Below are 21,884 nucleotides of genomic sequence, written 5' to 3'. Positions count from 1 at the left end.
CGAGATCCGGTGCTTTTTGATGACCTAAAATAAAAATTAGTGGGTATAGGCCGTAATATTTCCGACCGGAATCGGTTCTTCATCATAGGAAGCCGCTTGCAGGACAGGTTCTGTAACTGAACGGACATCTGGCCCTAACTCAATGCTGGTAGGTTCATTCACAGGTTCTAGATCATCGAGTGATGAAGCCAGTTGTTCCAGTTCACGATCCAGCTGCTGACGATATTTCTCAATCTCGATTTCATCGATAAAGGCAAAAGCATCATCTTCAATTGCCCAGCTATAACCACCATTGACCTTTGAAATTTTGACATTAATGGGATATTCATTTCCCTGATAATTCAGATGTGAAACTGCTTCAAACTCATTGCCTTTGCGATGGCGGATTTTTACATTTACCACAGTCAGACGATAATGCTGATAATTCGGATTGGCATTAAATTCTTGCTGCATTTGTCCTTGAATATTTTTGGCCAGTTCATCAATCGATACAAAATAGCTGCATCCAGCCAGACAGGCGATCATCAATATCATTATGATTTTTTTCATCCCGCCCCCTTATGTGCTTTCACTGCTTTACAGATGTGTAAAACTTTTCATCTTTGGATTATTCTGTGATCCATTTTATACTTTTTTTAAATAAATGAATAAATAAATCCTTAGTATATAAAGTCGTTTTTATTTTTATGTTGTACTGGTTTTTTAACTTCATTGTAAAAAATCCTATAAAAAAGCCCTGAATCAGTCAGGGCTTTAACCGTCATTGAAAACTTAAAAATCATCTTCTGCAGCAGGATCATGGTGCAAGGCATCATGGATCGCTTCAACCAACTGCTGGGCAATTTCCTGTTTAGAGGCCTTGTCCAGATCACGCTTATCCAGATGATAGTGTTCGGCAAAGAATACCGTCATGGCATTTTCATCGGATGCAAAGCCAATATCCGCACGCGAAACATCATTGCAGGCAATCATATCCAGTTTTTTAGCCACCAGTTTGCCCGCTGCATATTCTTCAATATTTCGGGTTTCTGCAGCAAAGCCCACCATAAATGGACGTTTTTCCTGCTGTGCGATGGTCGCCACAATATCCGGGTTCTTTATTAAAGCAACATTCAGCTCATCGCCTGCTTTTTTGATCTTATGCTCAGCTATCTGTGCGACACGATAATCAGCTACTGCAGCGGTCGCAATGAAGATGTCACAACCCTGCTCGAGCATTTGCATGCTTTCATTCAGCATTTGTACTGCAGAAGAAACATTTTTACGTTTGACGCCATTCGGTGTATCTAGGCTCACTGGACCAGCGATCAGGGTCACATTCGCTCCAGCTGCATAACAGGCTGCTGCCAATGCAAAACCCATTTTCCCGGTACTATGGTTGGAAATATAACGTACCGGATCAATCGCTTCACGGGTTGGACCAGCCGTAATCGTGACTTGCTTACCCGCCAGCATGCCAAATTTTTCTGCAATCGCGCGCTGAGCTTTATGAAAATATTCCGTGACCTGACGTGCCAGATCTTCCGGTTCCGGCATACGCCCCAAGCCTACATCACCACAGGCTTGTGAACCAGCATCCGGCATAATCACATGCACGCCATCTTCAATCAAAGTCGCAAGATTACGCTGTGTCGCTTTGGCAGCCCACATCTGCTGGTTCATGGCTGGTGCGACCCAGACTGGTGCATTAGTTGCCAGATACAAAGTGCTCAGCAAATCATCTGCAAGACCTGCAGCAAATTTTGCCAATGTGTCACAACTGGCTGGTGCAACTAATAACAGATCAGCCCAACGTGCCAGCTCGATATGCCCCATGCCCGCTTCTGCTTCAGGATCCAGCAACTCGGTATGTACCGGATTGCCTGACAAAGCTTGAAAGGTCAAAGGAGTAATGAAAGCCTGTGCGCCTTGAGTCATGACAACCCGCACATTAAACCCGGCATCTTTCAGACGGCGAACTAGAATGGCACTTTTATAGGCAGCAATACCGCCAGTGACTGCTAAAATGATATTTTTATGAGGAATTACACTTAGATCAAAGCTCACGAACAGCTTACCTTTCTGTTGCAGTGGGGCTCACAATAGCATTAAATAATTGCATTCCCAAGAGATCAGCTTCAGGGAAAACTCATAATTCATAATAAATAAGTCTAATAACTATGCAATTTTCAATCAAAAACTGGCCTGAACTGGAACGGCCGCGGGAACGTTTAATTCAATATGGAGCAGAAAGTTTATCTGATGCGGAACTACTCGCCATTTTTCTCCGATCAGGTTCACAACAGCACTCGGCCGTAGAATTAGCACGGCTACTGATTCAACATTTTGGCCATTTAACTGCTTTACTCGATGCACCCTTAAAAGAAGTCAGTCAGTTTCATGGCATGGGTATTAGCAAATATACTCAACTGATGGCGGTTAAAGAATTAGGACGGCGTTATACTGCCGAGCATCTTAAACAGGATGCCTTAGAACTAAGTAATTCAAAAAGACTGCGGGATTATTTACGTTTCGAATTATTGGGTGAAAATCAGGAAGTGTTCGCGGTCCTGTGTCTGGACGCCAGTTTAAGGAAAATTGCGTTTAAAAAGCTGTTTTATGGCTCTGTGAATGCATGTGATATTTCAATTAATCAGTTGCTCAGATATGCCATTACCCAACAGGCAACTTCAATTGTGATTGCGCATAATCATCCCTTGGGCCAAGCCACTCCTTCTAAGGCTGACCTGTATCTGACCCGCCAGATTCAACAGGCATGTCGACTGGTCGATATCCGTTTAATTGATCATTGTATTATTGCTCTGGAAGGCAGTTTTTCCTTTGCTGAGCAGCAACTCATCAAACCTGAAGCCTAAGGGGGAATAGCACTTGACAAAGCAGCTACAACTCAAGAAGATCATGAAAAAAATTGTGATGATTCCAATAAATGATCGTACGTGACCAGCAGGACGTTTTTAAATTATTATTTTCCTGGCGAGGAACGATTTTACCTAAGGTTCTACCTCCTTTAGGCGTGGTCATGCTGATTTCAGCCATTATTGGTGGTTTTTCACGTGTAGGTTACTTTCATTTTCCAGAACTCCCTCTCGTTGGCTTTACCCTCATCGGCGTAGTACTGTCTATCTTTCTCGGATTTAAAAATACTGCCTGTTACGACCGTTGGTGGGAAGCACGTAAACTCTGGGGTATTCTGATTGCCAATGCACGTCATTTTGACCGTGACTGCCGGATGTTGTCCCAAGGTCGTCGTGAACGTGTGATTCAGCATGTCATCGTTTTCGCAAATGTCCTGCGTGACCGTTTACGCCATCAGACAGCCAATCCGACTGAGCTGGTGGAAACCAGTGGAATGAGCCAGCAGGCGATTACCCAGCTTTATCAACAGGCCAATGCCCCGCAATATACTTTAAGTCTGATCCAGTGGGAGCTGATGCAGGCTCTCAAAGAAGGTGAAATCTCTGACATCATTTATATGCAGATGAATAATCATGTCGCAGAACTCAGTATTGTGCAGACGGGTTGTGACCGGATTGCGACGACTCCTTTACCTTTTGCTTATTCAGTTCTGTTGAATCGTACTGTTTATTTCTTCTGTTTTATTCTGCCGTTTAGCCTTGGTGCAACCTTAGGTTTATTCACCCCTTTTCTGGTCGGCATTCTCGCTTATACCTTCTTAGGTCTCGATGCTTTAAGCTCAGAGATTGAAGAGCCTTTTGGTACACAAAGTAATGACTTACCACTTGATTCTATGGTTCGTACTATTGAAATTGAACTCTTGGGAACTTTAGGTAAACCGACACCACCACCGATTCAGGCTCAAGATAATAATTTGCTTTAATAGGTTACCTCTCTTATTCAAAGAGAGAATTCCTTCACGTTGGAATGGGTAGCAGTGTTGCGACTACTGCTTAACGCATTAAACAAAACTCTCCCAAATCCCGATCTGTCCCGGTTTTAAACTTGGCACCTGACCGAGTTTAACCCAAGGCATATTATCGCCATGAAAATCACTTCCGATCGAAACTTTCAAACCTTGTTCTGCAATCATCCGGTCGACCATCTGACGGGTTGAACTTGGATCAATGGCTGGCGGTAGCTCCACCGCATCTCCACCAAACTTGGCGAAGATCTCGAGAAGATAGCGAATATTGGTGGCTGATAAGTCATAACGGGTTGGATGAGCTAGCACGGCAAAGCCACCGCTGTCATGTATGACCTGAATGGTTTCTTCCAGACCCAGACCATCAAATTTGACATAAGCCTTTTTACCTTCCTTGATGTACTTATCAAAGGCCTGCTGTGGACGGGTCACAATGCCTTTTTCTACCAGCGTTTTGGCAATATGGGTTCGGGTAACCCGATCAGGAATATTGTCAACTTTGGCAATCACGTCAGCATAAATATCCTGGCCTATTAAAGGAACCAGAAGATCACAGATCTGTTTAGAGCGTTCGGCACGAATGATCTTCTGCTGATTGAGGGCTTTTTGTAACGGCTCAGGATTCTGAACATTGAGTGCCACAATATGTACGCCATAATTTTTCTTGGTCGCTGGACGTGACCACTGGCTGGAAATCTCGACTCCAGAAATTATCTTAATCTCATGATTTTTGGCAGCTTCTTCAGCCAGCACCAAACCATCCATGGTGTCATGATCAGTGAGGGCCAAAGTATGGATAAGTTTGTCCGCAGCCGCTTCGACCAATTGCTGAGGACTCAAAGTTCCATCAGAAATATTACTATGTGTATGTAAATCTACGCCGTGCATCTCTATACTATGACATTTATTTGATCAGATTTAGATACTCTAACATGAAAGCACTTTTAGACTTTGTGCCACTCATTATTTTCTTTTATTTATATAAAACTGTAGATCCAAAAGACACTGACCATCAACTTTTACAATTGATCGGTTCTGCGGGGGGTGTCGACAATAACAATATTCTCGTTGCAACTACGGGTCTGATCATTTCCATGCTGGTGGTTTATGGTGCGTTATTTGTCATGCAAAAATTCCGCCTGGACAAACAGCAATGGATCGTTCTGTTTATGACGGTGATCTTCGGTGGTATTACCCTGATGCTCAGCGACGATTTCTATATCCGTCTTAAAGCTGTATTACTGAATCTGGTCTTTGCCGGCGTTTTCCTATTATCGCCATGGTTTAGCAAAGATAAGAAGCCACTCATCCAGCGTCTGTTTGGACCGGTATTCAATTTGAGTGCCAAAGGCTGGCTTAAATTAAACTATGCCTGGGTCGGTATGTTTACCCTTATGTCATTTCTGCATACTTTCTTCGCTTATTTATGGATGGATGGAAAATATTGGGGCGAATTTACTGCATTCGGTGACATGATTGTGATGTTTTCCTTTATCATTATTCAGTTTATTGTATTGCGCAAATACTTTAGAACAGCTGAATAAGTCCCACTACAAACGATAGAGAGTCATCATGCCATTATTCGTCGTTAGCTGTACCGACCAGGAAGGTACAGTTGAAAAACGCCTTGCGATTCGTCCACAACATCTTGCACGTCTGGAACAGTTAGATACTGAAGGCCGTCTGATTGTTGCAGGTGCCATGCCTAAAGATCCAGCCAATCCACAAGCCGGTTTCTATGGCAGTACCATCATCGTTGATTTTGACAGTCGTGAAGCACTGGATGCATGGTTACAGGATGAGCCATTCCTGAAAGAAGGTGTATACGCGCATATTGATGTGAAACCATTTAACAAAGCATTTCCTAAAGGATAAGGTTCATGCGCGCTGTTACCGCCAGTTTCATTGGCTTTTGTTTCATGATTCCTTCTGCCTGGGCTGTTGAAGTTTCTGCTCCAGCTGCCCCGGCTACACAGCCAGCAGCTACTCTTGTTCAAGCTGTTACCACGCAAGCACCTGCTCAGGGCACTTCTGCACAGCAGGCCGGAATTATTCCAGCAGTTGCGACAACTGCTCAGACTGTTCAGCCGACTGAGAAAAAGCCGCTCACTGCAGAGGAAATTGCCAAGCAGAAAGCCCAGCAAGATGCCAAAGTCAAAGCTTTAGTCAAAGATCAGGCAACGCGTCTACAGCAACTGGAAAAAGCCAATCTGGAAGCCCTGTCACAAAATCAGGAATTGCAGCTCAAGAACGACAATCTCGGGGTTCAGGTACAGGTCCTCCAAAGTGAACGTAGTGCCCAGATGTTTCTCTACGGTGCTGCAACTTTGGCGGTCGGTGTATTACTTGGCTTTCTGATTGCAAGCTATGTTTATACTAAACGTCGCCGTCAGTGGTAATCTATAAGCTTTCCAAATATCTTTAAGGTTGTACCCGTTTTGTCGTATGCAATTCAAACTGCCGATCTGGATTGGCAATTAGTGGATGGCATTGATGTGCCTGTGTCCAAGCAATTTGGTGATGTGTATTTTTCCAAAGACAATGGATTGCTGGAAACCCGGCATGTCTTTTTAAATGGTAATGACCTTAGTACCCGCCTGGCCGATTTAAAACCTTTTGCATATTTCTGTGTCGGTGAAACGGGTTTTGGTACGGGTTTAAATATTCTGGCGTTATGGCAGCTGTGGCAACAGGTTCGTCCGAATAATCAAAGTCATCTGCATGCGATTTCAGTAGAAAAATTTCCGCTTTCTAAAGCAGATCTAGTTCGCGCCTTAAATGCTTGGCCAGAATTGAAACCACTAGCAGATCAACTCATTTCCCAATATCCAATGCCGATTGCCGGTTGTCATCGTCTCAGCTTTCCTGAAGAGCGTTTCAGTCTGGATCTGTGGCTGGGAGATGCACATGATGTCTTTCCTGTTATTGAAAAAACTGCACCAGTTAATGCCTGGTTTCTAGATGGCTTCGCACCTTCGTGTAATCCGGACATGTGGGAAGAAAATGTTTTAAATAACATCGTGCGTTTATCCAAGATCGGAACGACTTTTGCTTCTTTCAGTGTTGCAGGTGTCTTAAAGCATGGTTTAAAACAGCATGGAATCTCCATTTCCCGTCCACGTGGATTTGGCCATAAACGTGAAATGCTGAAAGCGATCTGGAATCCTGTTGAAGAAAATAAAGACAGTGAAACGGTTTTAGAGCTGGAAATTGCTCAAAAAAAAACTGAACCAGATCTAGAGAGTCCTACCAGACCTCGTCAAATCGCTGTGATTGGCGCTGGAATCGCAGGTTTAAGTACGGCATTGGCATTCGCTCAGCGTGGTCATCAAGTCACGATTTACGACCAGTCAGCGCCTCTTTCAGGCGGTTCCGGTAATCCCCTTGCCCTGCTTAATCCTAAACTATGTCCAGTTGAGCAAAGTGCTGAACATCTGATGACGGTGGCCTGGCAGCATGCCTTAAATCATTATCAGAAATTTAAAGCTTTTCGCTTAATTCAGGTCAATCAGCTTGCCTTAAAAAATCCTGAACAGCTTTTAGGATTGGTAGATGAATATCCCGCAGACATTCTTGCTGCTCAAAGTGCAGCAGACCAAGAGATTCAAACTGAATTTCCAGCTTTAAAACTATTAGCAGCGGGCGCAGTTTCACCTCATCAACTGCGTGATGAAATTTTGCAGCATCCTCTTATTCAGTATAAACAAGCCCAAATTAGTCATATTGAGGCTGCTGAACAACCTGAGTTATTTGCAGATCAGCAATCCTTAGGCAAGTTTAATCACATCATTGTATGTACCGCACGTGATACCCAGCAATTCTTTGAACATTATCCAGTCCTGAAACCGATTCGTGGACAGGTTAGCTGGGTCAATAATCAAGATCAGCCCTTAAATCAGGATACAGCCTATAGTTACGGCGGTTACTGTATGCAGCTCAGTCCAGAACAACTGATTTTGGGTGCTTCCTTCTATCCGGGTCGGGATGATGCAGAAGTCTTAATAGAAGATCATGTGCATAATTATAAACTTATCCACAGTGTCTTTCCTGAATATGCACAGTCATTACCACCTACCGAAACCTGGCAAGGTCGAGCAGCAGTACGTGCCCAGAGTCAGGATTATTTTCCTTTACTCGGAAAAATGAAAGCAGATGAAGAGATTTATAGTTTTGCTGGTCTCGGCTCTAAAGGTTTTCTGTTTGCACCACTGTGTAGTGAAATTCTGGCTGCCCAGATTTTAGGAGAAGCCTGTCCCGCACCTTCGAACTTGGTAAAGAAACTCGACGTGACACGTTTTCAAAAGAAGGTAAAAGCCAAGAAGCCTTATTTTAAGCCTCAAGATTAAAGAGCCTTCCCTTTAATAAAGGGAGAGGAACACTGTTCCGCAAGGGAGAGATTTTAGAAAGAGTTTAACCCCCTCTTTAAAAAAAGGGGCTTTGAAGAAATCTAGACAACAAAAAGGCGCCTGACGGCGCTTTTTTTCACAAGGTCAATTATGCGCCTTGTTCCAGTGGCATACCTGCATCACGAGCAGCACGAGTACCACCCATCAGGATGACATATTCACGTGAGCTGTCAAAACCTTCTAATTTTTCAGCTGCACGTGGAGCTTTACTCCCACCACCACATAAAATGTAAATCGGTTGATCCGCTGACACCTGAGTCAGGCTATCTGCTGAAAGATCGTTAATGGGGTGATTGACCGCTCCTTTCACGTGTGCTTCAGCATAAGCACTTGCATCTCGTACATCCCAGATTACAGCATTTTCTGGGAACTCAAATGTTGTAATTTCTTGTTTACGGATCATTGCGCACTCCTTTGATGTAAACAACACTTGGCAAATGAAGAAAACATCCCTAGCATCTCAGATATTCTTTCCCTTTGTAAAGGTCTAAACTATGCCTTCTTTCGATATTGTTTCTGAATTAGAAATTTTTGAAGTAAATCATGCAGTTCAAAATACCCAAAAAGAGATTGCAACCCGCTTCGATTTCCGTGGACAGGATGTTTCTATTGAACTGAATGAAAAAAACAAGGAAATTAAAATTAGCACAGAAAGTGATTTCCAATGTGAGCAAGTGTATACCATGCTGGAAAACCATTTCTTCAAGCGTAAAGTGGATATTCAGGCACTAGATCCACAAAAAATGACCGCTTCAGGCAAAAATGTAGTTCAAGTGATCAAGCTTAAAGATGGCCTTGACTCAGATACAGCAAAAAAAATTAATAAGGCCATTAAAGAAAGCGGTATTAAAGTGCAATCTTCTATTCAGGGCGACAAGATTCGTGTGACTGATAAAAAACGCGATACCTTGCAACAAGTGATGGCATTCCTGAAAGAACAACAATTCGGTCTGCCTTTACAGTTCAACAACTTTAAAGACTAAGATATCTCAACGTCTGTAGATAGAATTATGACAAAGAGCAACCGACTGACCAAACTGGTCAAAGCGACATCAAGGTTACCGCAAGGTATGCGTACTGCTTTATTGAGTAAGACCTTTGGCCGAGTGGTTCCAATGGTTGGCTCTGCCAAGATTCGCTATCAGGAAGTCAGTGCATCCAAAGTTGTGGTGAGTATGGTCAATCATAAAGCCATGCAGAACCATATCGGTCAGATTCATGCCTGTGCCATGGCACTGTTGGCAGAAACAGCAACCGGCTTTGTGACTGCAATGAATGTACCTGACAGCGCAGTGGTTTTGATTAAAAGCCTAAAAGTAGACTTTAAGCGTCCAACTAAAGGCTCCATGACTGCAGTAGCTACTTTAACTCCTGAACAACAAGAACTCATGCAGAGTTCAGAAAAAGGTGAAACGCTAGTACAAGTTATTGTAACTGATGAATCTGGTGAAGCACCGATTCAATGCGAGATGCTCTGGGCCTGGATTGCCAAGAATCAGTTGAAGCCAGCCTAATTTCAATACAGACAAAAAAATCCCAGATCAATGATCTGGGATTTTTTATTTAATGAATTATGAGTTCTGCTGAGATTCTGCAAATTTCTGTTTTGCTTCATCCGGAATTGGACGTTTATTGCCTTTGACATCCACTGCGACAAAGGTAAATACCCCTTCAGTCACGCGTACAGGTGCACGTGAGTTATCATGACTGTCCCATACTTCGATTTGCATCTGGATTGAGGTATTACCAACTTTTAGAATTTTGGTATAGCAGCTAATGACATCGCCGACTTTCACAGGAACCAGGAAGGTCATCTGGTTAATCGAAATCGTTGCACAGCGTCCTTTACTAAAGCGCTCTGCATGAATTGCTCCCGCCAAGTCCATTTGTGAAACAATCCAGCCACCAAATACATCTCCACTCCAGTTGGTATCCGCAGGCATTGCAATCGTCTGCAGGGAAAGTACTCCCTCTGGTTTAATATGAGAATCTGTCACTTGAACTCCAGGCTTTTTAAATTAGGATTGAGCATTATTTAACTGCTGATCAAGCCACTTTTGTAGTTCGCTTGAACGTAATGCACCGCTTATTCTAGCAATTTCATTGGTTTTATTCATCAAAACCAGCGTCGGAATACTACGCACATTAAATGCTGAGCTTAATCGCGGATTGGCTTCGGTATCAATTTTAGCAAATACCACCCGTGGATTTTCTTTTGCTACAGCAGCAAAATGCGGTGCCATCATTTTACATGGACCACACCAGTCTGCCCATAGATCAATCAGGATGGGAAGATCACTATGGGTGACAAACTGACTAAAGTTTTGTTCATTTAGCTCAATCGGCGCCAGTGGAACCAAAGCCTGATGACACTGACCACATGCTGGATCGGCCGTTAATTTTTCTTCAGGCATACGATTTTTAGCCTGGCAATTCGGGCATACAATGATCATCTAGCGCACTCCAATATGTTGATGTAAGAATTCTAATTGGGTCGAGACTGCTTTTTCAAACCATTCACCATGATAAATATCAAAATGCCGCATATTCCACTCATGATATTGTACAAATGGTGCAATATTGGTTACGGTTTCCCGGCTAGCTTCAATGGGAATTAGGCTGTCTTGTTGTGCTGCGATAAACAGGACAGGAATAGTGATTTTGCGGACTTGCTGAATAGGACGGTAGCGCATCAATTTAAAGAATACCCGGGCTGGGATATGGCCACTCCAGTAATAATCTGGATTCACAATCGATAAATATCCTTCGTAGCTATCTTGCGTCGGCATAAAACAGAGTTCATGACGATCAACCACAGGTAAGGTCTTGGGAGCTCTTCCTACCTTTGCCCCCATATAATCTTGACTGGAAATCTTCAAGGCTTTAGGCAATTGCTGCAAAGGATAAAGTTTGGCACTTTCTGCCCCATCTACAAAGGGTACCTGGACCATTACCGCCTGAGTATTTTTTAGTTCTGCGGCCAATGTCAGTACATGCCCGCCACTCAATGCTGTTCCCCATAACACAATCCGTTTAGCATCAATGGATTTACGTACCTGCAAATGCTGAATCATTGTACGCCAGTCTTCAATTTGAGCACTGATCGATACCAGTTCACGCGGACGTCCGGTACTGCCTCCCCAATAGCGATAATCAAACAGAACCACCGCATAACCTGCACTGGCAAAACGTTGGGCATATTGCACCAGTTTAAAATGACGTAAAGCCGCTAGGCCATGAGCCATCAGGATCACAGCTGGTTTGTCAATTTGTTGAGGACGATAGAAATCCGCAGCAATCACTTCCTGACCGCTTTTGACATACAGTGGTTCGACTGTATAGGCGTACATACGCGCTCCATTGCGTTATTTTATAGTTGTAATCGTTTATAAATTTTTCAGAACTAGGCCATCATGTTTTCAGCTTAATGCTATCATAAAGCATATCAAGATAAATGACATAATGGAGTGACATCATGAGCGAAAATGTAGGCTTTGCTGGCCAAATTGGTCCTGAACATATCTCTCAAGTAGTTGAAAAAGGTTTTAAATCAATTATCAATAACCGTCCGGATATGGAAGGTGGCCCTGAACAGCCAACCAGCGTACAAATTGAGGAGGCTGCTCGTAGTGCAGGTCTGGATTATGTCTTCCAGCCAGTAGTTGCTGGCCAGATTACCGAGCTTGATGTGCGTACTTTTGCTAACCATTATAACGAATTACCAAAGCCAATCTTGATGTTCTGCCGTACAGGAAATCGCTCCAATAATTTATATCAGTTAGCGAAACAGATGGATCTGCTGGATGACTAAGGTATTTGGGGAAATGTACTTTTAGTCAACATCTCCTTTTAGTTTCAGAGATCGGCGTATGTATAAATTCTTACTGGTTATATGTTGCAGTCTTGCATTGATGGGTTGTAGTTCAATTAATTTTAAGCCTACTGTGGGTGTCAGTGTGGGAACTTCTATTTAATTTTTTGAATTTTAGCTCCTATAAAAAAAACAGCGCCGAAGCGCTGTTTTTTTAGTTAGATCAATTAATACAAGTCGTATATGGACTTACACGGTTCGGAGCATAACTTCCATCAGTCGCATAATCACTAGCTAAACTTGGTAATGTTAATGTTGTATAGCCTCTCGTTGGTGTCTGTGCAAGTGTTGTTTTCGCACCAACCTCTACAGATACCCATTGTGCATTAGCTTTTGGATATTCAATAATGAAATCAAATCTACCCGTGCTATCTGTACGATAGGTCGCAGTATATGGATGAGTTGTACTATTATTTGCTGTCCCACCTAGGAAGCGAACCACACGTAATGCCTGACCATTAGCTGCCCAAGTTGAAGTATTTGCATTAATTGGACATGTAGTTGTCAAATTCTGCATTAATGTCTGTGACGGTGTAAAATTCAACAGTGGATAGTAATAGTCATTTGGTTTAATCCAACCTTTCAAGTTTGTGAATGGATAAACTGCATCCAATTCTTTTACATCTTCTGTCTTAGGTGTCCCATCAGGATTAGTTAGAGGATTACCACTTGCATCTAAAACAGGTTTAGTCACGACTTTCCATGGATTTTTTTGAATACCAAACATCCATTCACCGATGACATAAGAAGTTGGACGAACATCCAGAACAACATCCTGATTTGCAACAGGTTTACCATCAACATCAACTAATTGAACAGAACCTTCTTTTTGATAATAAACCCCATTAGCTGTTGATGTAATCTCTGTTGGGTTAAAGTTAACAGCAATAGAACCAACAGTTACTGGCACTTCTGAATTTACAACATCAATACGATGAGGTACACGTCGTTCTGTATTTTGTTCATCCTTAACAATAGCCTCTACACGTAGGTCAGCAGTAGCAAAGTCATAGTTTCGATCACGCAAGCTTTCATCAATAACAATTGTAAATTTTGCCCAACCATTCTCATCACTTTCTACAGTTGATGCACCACGAATATAAGCACCATTTTGACTGTATGCTGGGATTGTTAAAGTTACTGCTTTTCCAGTTTGACTTGATCCTTCTAAGTCTACTACTAATACAGACACTTCAACACTATCGCCTCTTAGATTCAATTTATCTTTAGATGACTTGATTTTTAAATCTAATGTTGGTGCTAGAACTGTTGGTGAATGGACTTGAATACTACCAGGTTGAGTTACTATAGCACCTGTTACAGTGGTGTGTGTTGCTGTTAATTCAATTGGTAGAACAGGAGTTGATAATATTCCCTGTAATGATTTCATTGATACTTCAAATACAGCTTCACCAAACTCATTTGTTGTAATTTGTGAAGAACCATTAATACTCGTAGCATTACGTGGGTCATTAATCGCTAAAGTTACAGTTTCATTGGCAACCCCACCTTGATTCGCATCAAGAAGTTTAACTGTTACAAATGCACTATCACCTGATGATGATAAAGATACTCGACTGCTATCTATCGTCAAGTGATAAGGATTACTAATATCTTGAACAGTAAAAGTCAGATCCGTCTGAAGTTTATTACCACGTGGATCACGAATAGTACCCGTAACCATAATAGAGCTTAATACTGTTTTTGTAATACCTTTTGGCACAATCAAGTCAATAGGAACTGAACCGTTTCCTTGTATCACCACTCCTTCAGCACTCAGCTTAATACCTGCAGCTATCGCTTCTGGATTCAGAGTTAATTGCATTGGTGTACCATTAGCAGTATTAATCCCCATTTCATCTTTAACAGCTGCATACACTTTAATTGTTTGCCCAGCTGTCACTGTTTTTACATCTGAGGTTAAACGCGGATTTAAAGCATTTGCTGGAGCGGTGATACCAATTACACTTGTTTGCTGTAAACGATCGCCATTATTTAAGTTCGTACCAACTACTGCAAAGACAATACCATTTTTGATCAAACTAGCATCATATGCGCCCTCAGAAACGGTAACCGTAAATTCAGCTTCACCCTTACTGTTAGTTTGAGTTGGTACATTGCTTAATGTCACACGACTAGAAGTTAAACTAGATAGTGCAACTGCGATAGGCGTGTTTGGAATTGTATTACCAGCTTTATCAACTGCTTTAATTTTGACGCGTGTTTCACCACCAAGAACAGAAATTGTATCTAATGGCTTATCATCTACTGTCGTAAAGATAAGATTCGCTAATTCAGGTAAAATAACCTTAGCTTTATCTAACTCAATTTTACGAACCAGCGTATATTCAGAACCATCCGCACGTCGTGCAGTTGCTGTAAATTCAAGATCATTTGCAGCTAAGTTTTCAATTTCTGTATCACTTTGAGGATTGAGTGTCACTCTAAATGTTGCAAGACCTTTGTCATCTGTCATGACTTGAGATGGCGTGTTGAAACTTACACCATTACTTAAAGCAGCTTCATTTAAACCTAGTGACACGACTTGATTTGCAAGTGCATTACCTTGTGTATCTTTCGCATTAATTGTCACCTGAATCGTCTTAGGTGTATTCACACCCAATGTAACAACATAATCAGATGCATCTAAGGTAAAGTAATCTAGAATCTGCCCGGCATTTGGCGATTTAAAGTTCAAGGTTTGAACAGCAGCTTTACCATTGCTGGTGGTCGCCGTGATACGAACACCTGGACTCACCAGCTTAATCTGCTCTTGAGTACTTGCTGCTTTATATTCAAACTCAAAATAAGCGTAACCATTGGCATCAGTAAGCTTAGTTGCTTCACCTGTTAAAGTGAATTGTGCTGTTTTTAACTGCGCTAGGGTTAAATCCGGTGTATCAATCGTAACTTTTGCACCCTGTAAAGCACCCTTATCAGCAGATAACGCTTTTACTGGAATAATGATTTTTTGATCTTTTGAATAATCAAATGCTTGCAGAATTGGATCAATTAAAACTTCTGCAGGTGTAGACTCAACATCAGGAGCTCTTAAGTCAATACGGCGAGAAGCTTCATAATTCGAACCATCAGCACGTTTAGCTGTTAATGTAACCTGTAAATCACCAGTCACATCATCAATCAGCTTTTGCACTTCCGCTTTATTACGTGGCAATGCCTTAAAGGTAAAGGTTACATATCCATCAGCATCCGTTTTTTGCGTAAAGGTTTGTGCACCAACATTCGCACCTGTTGGATCAAGTAAATAAACACCATTATTATGTGCTTGTTCATTATAGCTGATCGTTACATCTTGATTAGCAAGTGCTTTACCACCCACATTGATTGCACGTACCTTAACAGTAATATCAGTTTGTACATTTTCTTCAATCGCAGCATAACCATTTGTATCAATAGAAATATAATCTAATGCTTCTGAAGTTAAAGACTCTCTAAAGTTCAATTTTGTCGTCTGTGTTTTTCCATTTGCAGTTGCAGTAACAGTTACACCATTTAAGATCTCACGCTGTACTGTAGATTCTGCATATTTATATTCAAATACAAATGTCGCATAGCCGTCATCACCAGTAAACTGTTCAGCTGCTCCATTTAAACTAAAGTTGAGTTGTGCTAATTTCGCTTGAATATCAGTTGTGATTGCAACTTTTTCATTTTTCAGCGTACTGCCAGCAGCATCTAATGCTTTAACGCGTACTTGAATCGTATGATCTTGAGTATAGTCAAATGAATTTGAGATTGGATCAATAACTAAAGTCTCAACTTTAGATTCAACTTGCTCTTCGGCTTGTACTAATTCAACTTTACGTTGAGCTTGACGAACAGATCCATCAGCAACTGCAGATGAGACTTTTACTGTTACGCCATTTGTCAATAATGCTTCTAATTCCTGTTGGTTCTTTGGATGCACACTGAATTCAAATTTTGCATAACCTTCTGCATCAGTTGCTACTGATGAAGCTGTAAGAAGATTAATACCATTTTCATTGGTCAATTCAATCTGAACATTTTGATTTGCCAAAACTGAACCATCAGTACCTTTTGCAAGCACTGATAATACAACTTTAGTTTCTACATCCGTATCAATGACAGCTTTACCAATCATATCAATGACAAGATAATCAAGCGTATTAGTTTGAGTTTCCGCAAAGTTAATAACTGTGCGCTGCTCTTTACCATTTGCAGTCGCCAATAACGCTACACCTTTCAATGCAAGGGTTTTTTGCTCTGTAGATTTTGCATCGTAGTTATAGCTAAATTCGAAGACAGCATAGCCTTGATCATCGGTATATTGCTCAGCAGCACCATTTAAACTCAAATTGAGTTTCGCTAATTCTGCACCTGAGATGTTTTCAGGACGCAATGTGATTTTTTCATTACGTAATGCGCTACCATCTTCACCAATCGCCTTCACTCGTACCGCAATGGTATGATTTTTACTGTAGTCATAAACACTAATTGGATCAATGATCAGGTAATCAACTTCACTTGGTGCTTCTGCTTCTGACTTATAAAGTTCAACTTTTCTTGATACTTTGTATGCAGAACCATCTACACGCTGTGCAGATAAACGAACATTCAAACCAGATGCAAGCAATGCCTCTAATTCAGATGCATTTTCTGGTGCAATGTTGACTTTAAATGTGGCTTGTCCTTGTGCATTGGTCACAACTTCTGTCGCAGAATTAAATGAAATACCACTATTGGTTTCTGTTTCATTCAATTCAATTTTCACAGTCTGGTCTTTTAATGCCTGACCATTTGTTGCCAATGCAGTTGCTGTAATCGTCACTTCTGTTGGTTTATCGGTTGAGATAACTGCACGACCACCTGTAGATACCACTAAATAATCAAGATTGATTTCTTGTTCATTTGCAGGTGCTTTAAAGTTAATAATCGTATTATTCGTCTTTCCATTAGCAGTTGCTTTAATTTCAAAACCATTTAGCAGTTTCTTTTGTGCAGGAGACTGTGCATTGTATTTATAGTCAAATGTGAATGTCACGTAACCATAATCATCAGTCAGTTTCGTCGCATCGCCAACAAGACTTAAATTCAGATCAGCTAACTCTTGTGCACTAAGGGCTGTCGTTAAGCTCACTTTTTCATTACGTAAAGACTGACCAGCTTGACCAATCGCTTTCACGCGTACTTGAATTGTTTGGTCTTTTGTATAGTCATATGCTGCTTGTAACGGATCGATTAGTAGTGAAGATACTTGCGATGCTTGCTCTTGCTCAATAAGCTTAATCGTTCTTAGCGTTGTATATTCAGAACCATCTTTTGCAGTTGCTTTAACAGCGACTGTTACACCACTCGCAAGCAACGCATTCAGTTCATCTTTATTCTTTGGTTTCGCATTTAAAACGAACTCAGCATTACCTAATGCATCTGTAACTAGGTTATTAGAGGTCGCATACGTTACGCCATTTGAAACTGCAGTATTATCAATACCAATACTAATACGTTGGTTAGCTAAAACCTTACCATCTGTACCCATTGCCTTGACACGGATCTTGATCGGTGTATCTGTAGTGGTCGAAATTAAGGCTTGTCCATCTGTATCGACAGTAAAGAAACTTAAGTCGATACTATCGCTCGGAGCCTTAAAGTTAATGCGAATATTACTGACCTTACCATTTGCCAAAGCATTGAAAGTAAGACCTTTTTTCGCAAGTTCTTCTTGTTCATGCGTTTCGTTATACTGGTAACTAAGTTTAAACGTTGCATAACCTAATGCATCAGTGATTTGTTCTGCTTGGGTCGTAAAACTTAAGCCTAACTGCTGCATCTGCTGATTAGTTAGGGCAGATTTTAACTGAATTTTTTCTTTTGCTAATGGGCTTCCATTGACATCTAATGCTTTTACACGAACGGTAATTTCTTGATTTTGCGTATAGTCAAAGCGGGTTAAGATTGGATCTACCATGAGGTAATCCACTTGACTCGTTCCAGTGTCAATAATCGAGTTTGAAACTAAATCAATTTTACGAGTAACTGAATGCTTAGAACCATCATTACGATAAGACACTACTGCAACAGTTAGTCCTTTTTCAATCAAGGTATTTAATTCAGTCAAATTACGTGCTGCAACTTTTAATTTAAATTCAACTTTACCTTGTGCATCCGATACAAGCTTAGTTGCCGTGGCATATGAAACACCATTTGACATCGCAGTTTCATCAATACCAATAGCTAATTCTTGATTAGCAAGAACTGCACCATCAACACCAAAGGCTTGCGTACGTACTACAATTTCAGTTTGTTGATTAAGTGCAATTTGAGCTAAACCATCAGTATCTAAAGTAAAGTAATCAAGGCTGACTTTGTCACTGACACTCTTTGTATTGAAGTTAACTTTAATCGTTTGAGTCTTTTGATTAGATAATGCCGTGGATGTAAAAGTAATCCCTTGCTTAGCTAACGCTTGCTGTTCTGCAGATTTATTATATTGATACTTATAAACAAACTCTGCATAACCATTTGCATCTGTTAAAACTTCAGCAGCTGTACTTAAACTTAAACTCAACTTATTCAGCTGATCATCTGAAAGTAAAGATTTAATTGATACTTTTTCATCTTTAAGAGGGCCACCTTTTTCACCAATTGCTTTTACTTTAATCGTAATGTCTTGGTTCTTGGTAGGATCAAAGTTTTCATTAATTGGGTCAATTAAGAGATACTTAACTGCTTCAGTTGCAACAGCCTTATCTTCAACAACAATTTTAATATTATTGCTAATACCGTTATCTGTTGTAAACGTCGCTGTGATCCCTGAAGCCTTTAATGCTTCTACAGCTGCTGCTGTTTGCGATGCTGGTGTTTTAATTCTGAAAGTGACATAACCCTCTGCGCCGACAGACTGACTTTCATTTAAATCAAAGTTAACACCATCACTACTGCCTTCAAACTTAACAGCATTTGCTACAGCTTCGCTATTTAAGGTAAGTTTGATTTTACCTTTTTTCGCAGCATGTCCATTGTTCGCAATCGCTTTGACCTTAATTTCAACACTGTCAGACATTGCATTGATTTTATAAGATGAAGCGATTTCTAGACGTTGAATAGCTTCTTGATCGGTTGCACTATCATCTGCAGTAATGACATCAACAGTAATGGTCGCGAATTTCTCAGGGTTCTCTAGGAAAGTTGCTTTAAGTTCAATCCCTTCATCCTTCAAAGCAAGTGGTGTATCAGAATTACTTTTTAGGATAAATTCCGCATAACCTTGTGCATTTGTAATGGCTTCAGTTTTATCCAAGGTCACACCACGACCAGATTGATTGGTCTCCAGGCGAACTTTTTTACCTGCTAAATCTTGTTTATTGGAATTTTTGGCATATACACGAATACGTGCTTCGCCATTTTTTGCAGCAATCGATGCATCAGGCTTAATAATTTCAAGTTTATCGACAATTGTTGCAATATCTTTAAATGTTAGAGACGTAGTTGCTTGCTTTTCTGCACGATGCTCATCAATGAGTTTAAAGTTTAGTGTTTTAGATGTATCTACAAGCTGTTGAATTTGTGCCGCAGTTAAATTTTTATTTGCTACAAGTTTAAAATTTGCTTTACCTTCACTATCTGTCTGTACAGATGATCCGTTGCTAATTACAAACAATCCTTGTAACTCAGCAGGTAAAGACAATTCAACGGTTTGTCCTGACTTAGAACCACCTTTTGGATCAGTCACTTGGACAAAAAATTCAACTGTCCCATTTGGTAAATCAATCGTAAGGCCTTGTGGCACATCTAGAGTATAATCACTAACAATTACACTAGATTTTTTAATATTAAGGGTATATACCTGTTTAACTTGTGTGCCATCTACAGTTGCAGTTAATTGTACTTTACCAGATTCAATATTAATTGAAGGAATTTTAAGCTCAAAAATAGCAATACCATCTTCAGCTGTAGCAACTAAGGAACTTTTACTTGTTACACCTAATTTATCTGAATCATTAATCGCTAATCGTACATTTTTGCTAGAAATTCCACCTTTATCTGCATTTAAGACCTGAACAGCAATTTGTACAGTTGAATTATCTACAACCTGAACAATATTTTGGCCACTCGAATCTTGCAAATTAATATTCAAGCTTTCTGGAACTTGAGCTGTATTATCTGTAGATTCATTGCCGCCTCCATTATTTCCTCCTGTATTTGGTTGACTATTATTGTCATTATTATAGTAACCGTCACTCCCCCCCCCGCCACATGCAACTAAAGAAATCGATGTTGCTAAAACAGTCGTGTTAACCCCTAATTTTTTTAAATTTATAAACAAACTCATGTTTTTTCCCACTGCATATAATAGTTAAGCTGCCATAAAAGTTAATCTTCTGGCTTTTACACAAAATTTACTCAAAATATCAAAAATAAGCAATCTAGTTACATAATTTACATCAGAAACATTGTAAATCATGCATATAAATATTCATGTTCTGAGAATTGGTAAGCAATTTATGTATGACATTATTATTATCGGTGCAGGCACAGCAGGAATTAGTGCTTATAAAGAAGCTATTAAATATACCCAAAATATTTTAATTATTAATGCTGGTTCATGGGAGACTACATGTGCTCGTGTAGGCTGTATGCCGAGNNAAATCCTTAGCAGTGATTGGTAGTGGCGTCATTGCAATTGAATTGGTTCAAGCCATGCAACGTTTAGGGGTACGTACTACTATGTTTGCTCGTAGTCAGAAAATAGGTGCACTCACCAGTCCAACTCTACAAGCTTTGGTTAGAGAGCAACTAAATAACGAGCTGGATATCAAATTTAAAACCCTACCAAATCAAGTCAAACTCCTTAATGATCAGGTAAAAATTGACTATATAGAGAATGATCAAAAGCAAAGTATTGAAGTAGATTATGTACTCTTAGCCACTGGACGTAGTTCTAATTTAGATCGATTAGATTTGGAAAAAATTAATTCTGAATTTCAAGAGGTTAAAAAGCTACCTATTAATAAAAAAACCAAGCAATTAGCAAATTTCCCTATTTTTATTGTTGGAGATGCAGCCCCTGATGCCCCAATTCAACATGAAGCTGCTCACAATGGTAAAGAAGTAGTCCAAAACTGCTTAAATTTTCCAGATGTTCAACCTATTTCTACCCTAACTCCTTTGGCAATCGTATTTAGCCAACCAGAAATGGCGATTATTGGTCAAAGTTTCAAACAGCTAGAAGAGAAAAATACGGAATATATTAGAGGTTTTGTTTCTTACGAAAGACAGGGACGCGCATTAATCCTTGCAGAAAATAAAGGCGGAGCTGAAGTATATATAGATAAAAAGTCAGGAAAATTATTAGGTGCTGAATTATTCTGCCCTCAAGCCGAACATCTAGCACACATGCTAGCCTGGATGATTGATGCAGAGCAAGATATTCATCAGATTCTGGCAAAGCCTTACTATCATCCGACTTTAGAAGAAGGACTAAGAACAGCATTTAAACATGCTCGTCGTCAGCTTGATCAATAGGAAATAATTGAAAATTCTTAAATATATTAAAGAAGTATTAATAGATAAAATTTAATTACTTCAAACAATATGGTGCAGCTAATAGCTCTGAAGTTTTGGCTGCTCCTTATTACTCCTTAACTCATTTTTTAGATCAGAAAATATCAATAGAAAAAGTTGTAACTATTTAAACCCCACGCATAAAAAAAAGCCCCCTGCGTAAGCAGAGGGCTTTTGGAATAAT

General features: G+C 40.4%; 17 protein-coding genes and 1 pseudogene. 10 read left to right on the top strand and 8 right to left on the bottom strand.

Going from position 1 to position 21,884, the window contains the following annotated elements:
- Positions 1 to 36: 36 nt before the first annotated feature.
- Together B3J29_RS05690 and coaBC are read right to left on the bottom strand one after the other, a co-directional pair.
- Complete coding sequence (locus B3J29_RS05690; RefSeq protein WP_214001915.1) at positions 37 to 549, bottom strand: hypothetical protein; 513 nt, start codon at positions 547 to 549, stop codon at positions 37 to 39.
- Between the two features lie 222 nt (positions 550 to 771).
- On the bottom strand, positions 772 to 2,046 hold the full coding sequence (gene coaBC / locus B3J29_RS05685) for a bifunctional phosphopantothenoylcysteine decarboxylase/phosphopantothenate--cysteine ligase CoaBC (RefSeq protein WP_262736440.1): 1,275 nt from the start codon (positions 2,044 to 2,046) through the stop codon (positions 772 to 774).
- Between the two features lie 113 nt (positions 2,047 to 2,159).
- Between coaBC and radC the strand changes: the two genes are divergently transcribed.
- Both radC and B3J29_RS05675 read left to right on the top strand, forming a co-directional pair.
- A complete protein-coding gene (gene radC, locus B3J29_RS05680) occupies positions 2,160 to 2,855 on the top strand; it encodes a RadC family protein (protein ID WP_005233842.1) in 696 nt (231 codons plus the stop codon).
- A gap of 71 nt (positions 2,856 to 2,926) precedes the next feature.
- On the top strand, positions 2,927 to 3,838 hold the full coding sequence (locus B3J29_RS05675; protein ID WP_005233841.1) for a bestrophin family protein: 912 nt from the start codon (positions 2,927 to 2,929) through the stop codon (positions 3,836 to 3,838).
- Between the two features lie 78 nt (positions 3,839 to 3,916).
- On the opposite strand, the gene B3J29_RS05670 is transcribed toward B3J29_RS05675, so the two are convergent.
- Positions 3,917 to 4,768: a PHP domain-containing protein gene (locus B3J29_RS05670; RefSeq protein ID WP_286739144.1), complete on the bottom strand. Its 852-nt coding sequence runs from the start codon at positions 4,766 to 4,768 to the stop codon at positions 3,917 to 3,919.
- Positions 4,769 to 4,812: 44 nt separating this feature from the next.
- On the opposite strand from B3J29_RS05670, the gene B3J29_RS05665 reads away from it, so the two are divergent.
- From B3J29_RS05665 to mnmC, 4 genes are read left to right on the top strand one after another with little or no spacing between them, the layout of a single operon-like run.
- Entirely contained in the window at positions 4,813 to 5,424 is a 612-nt protein-coding gene (locus B3J29_RS05665; protein ID WP_005233839.1) for a septation protein IspZ, read from the top strand.
- A gap of 28 nt (positions 5,425 to 5,452) precedes the next feature.
- Entirely contained in the window at positions 5,453 to 5,755 is a 303-nt protein-coding gene (locus B3J29_RS05660) for a YciI family protein (RefSeq protein ID WP_261635327.1), read from the top strand.
- 5 nt (positions 5,756 to 5,760) lie between these two features.
- Entirely contained in the window at positions 5,761 to 6,279 is a 519-nt protein-coding gene (locus B3J29_RS05655) for a hypothetical protein (protein ID WP_005233837.1), read from the top strand.
- 39 nt (positions 6,280 to 6,318) lie between these two features.
- Positions 6,319 to 8,226, top strand: a complete 1,908-nt coding sequence (gene mnmC / locus B3J29_RS05650; RefSeq protein WP_286964584.1) for an FAD-dependent 5-carboxymethylaminomethyl-2-thiouridine(34) oxidoreductase MnmC — start codon at positions 6,319 to 6,321, stop codon at positions 8,224 to 8,226.
- 148 nt (positions 8,227 to 8,374) lie between these two features.
- Here the strand turns inward: mnmC and B3J29_RS05645 are convergent, their stop codons facing one another.
- A complete protein-coding gene (locus B3J29_RS05645) occupies positions 8,375 to 8,689 on the bottom strand; it encodes a rhodanese-like domain-containing protein (RefSeq protein ID WP_286739141.1) in 315 nt (104 codons plus the stop codon).
- 91 nt (positions 8,690 to 8,780) lie between these two features.
- On the opposite strand from B3J29_RS05645, the gene B3J29_RS05640 reads away from it, so the two are divergent.
- Both B3J29_RS05640 and B3J29_RS05635 read left to right on the top strand, forming a co-directional pair.
- Positions 8,781 to 9,269, top strand: coding sequence for a YajQ family cyclic di-GMP-binding protein (locus B3J29_RS05640; RefSeq protein ID WP_004783667.1), 489 nt, complete (start codon positions 8,781 to 8,783; stop codon positions 9,267 to 9,269).
- 27 nt (positions 9,270 to 9,296) lie between these two features.
- Positions 9,297 to 9,800: a DUF4442 domain-containing protein gene (locus B3J29_RS05635; RefSeq protein WP_286739140.1), complete on the top strand. Its 504-nt coding sequence runs from the start codon at positions 9,297 to 9,299 to the stop codon at positions 9,798 to 9,800.
- A 57-nt stretch (positions 9,801 to 9,857) separates the two neighbouring features.
- Here the strand turns inward: B3J29_RS05635 and B3J29_RS05630 are convergent, their stop codons facing one another.
- The 3 genes from B3J29_RS05630 to B3J29_RS05620 form a co-directional block, all read right to left on the bottom strand.
- Complete coding sequence (locus B3J29_RS05630; protein WP_171523022.1) at positions 9,858 to 10,229, bottom strand: acyl-CoA thioesterase; 372 nt, start codon at positions 10,227 to 10,229, stop codon at positions 9,858 to 9,860.
- Positions 10,230 to 10,304: 75 nt separating this feature from the next.
- Positions 10,305 to 10,739 (bottom strand): thioredoxin TrxC, encoded by a 435-nt coding sequence (trxC, locus tag B3J29_RS05625; RefSeq protein WP_286739138.1) that lies wholly within the window; start codon positions 10,737 to 10,739, stop codon positions 10,305 to 10,307.
- On the bottom strand, positions 10,740 to 11,636 hold the full coding sequence (locus tag B3J29_RS05620; RefSeq protein WP_286739137.1) for an alpha/beta hydrolase: 897 nt from the start codon (positions 11,634 to 11,636) through the stop codon (positions 10,740 to 10,742).
- Positions 11,637 to 11,761: 125 nt separating this feature from the next.
- Here B3J29_RS05620 and B3J29_RS05615 point away from each other — a divergent pair, with 125 nt between their 5' ends.
- Positions 11,762 to 12,097, top strand: a complete 336-nt coding sequence (locus B3J29_RS05615) for a TIGR01244 family sulfur transferase (RefSeq protein ID WP_004783676.1) — start codon at positions 11,762 to 11,764, stop codon at positions 12,095 to 12,097.
- Positions 12,098 to 12,320: 223 nt separating this feature from the next.
- Here B3J29_RS05615 and B3J29_RS05610 read toward each other — a convergent pair whose 3' ends face one another.
- A complete protein-coding gene (locus B3J29_RS05610) occupies positions 12,321 to 20,468 on the bottom strand; it encodes a hypothetical protein (RefSeq protein ID WP_286739135.1) in 8,148 nt (2,715 codons plus the stop codon).
- Between the two features lie 172 nt (positions 20,469 to 20,640).
- On the opposite strand from B3J29_RS05610, the pseudogene B3J29_RS05600 reads away from it, so the two are divergent.
- Positions 20,641 to 21,661: pseudogene (locus tag B3J29_RS05600) on the top strand (FAD-dependent oxidoreductase).
- The last annotated feature ends 223 nt before the right edge of the window (positions 21,662 to 21,884 follow it).

The sequence above is a fragment of the Acinetobacter sp. UBA5984 genome, from assembly GCF_002429925.1.
Lineage (GTDB): Bacteria > Pseudomonadota > Gammaproteobacteria > Pseudomonadales > Moraxellaceae > Acinetobacter > Acinetobacter variabilis.
The sequence above is the reverse complement of the archived record's forward strand: the minus strand, read 5'-3'. Positions and strand labels throughout refer to the sequence as shown.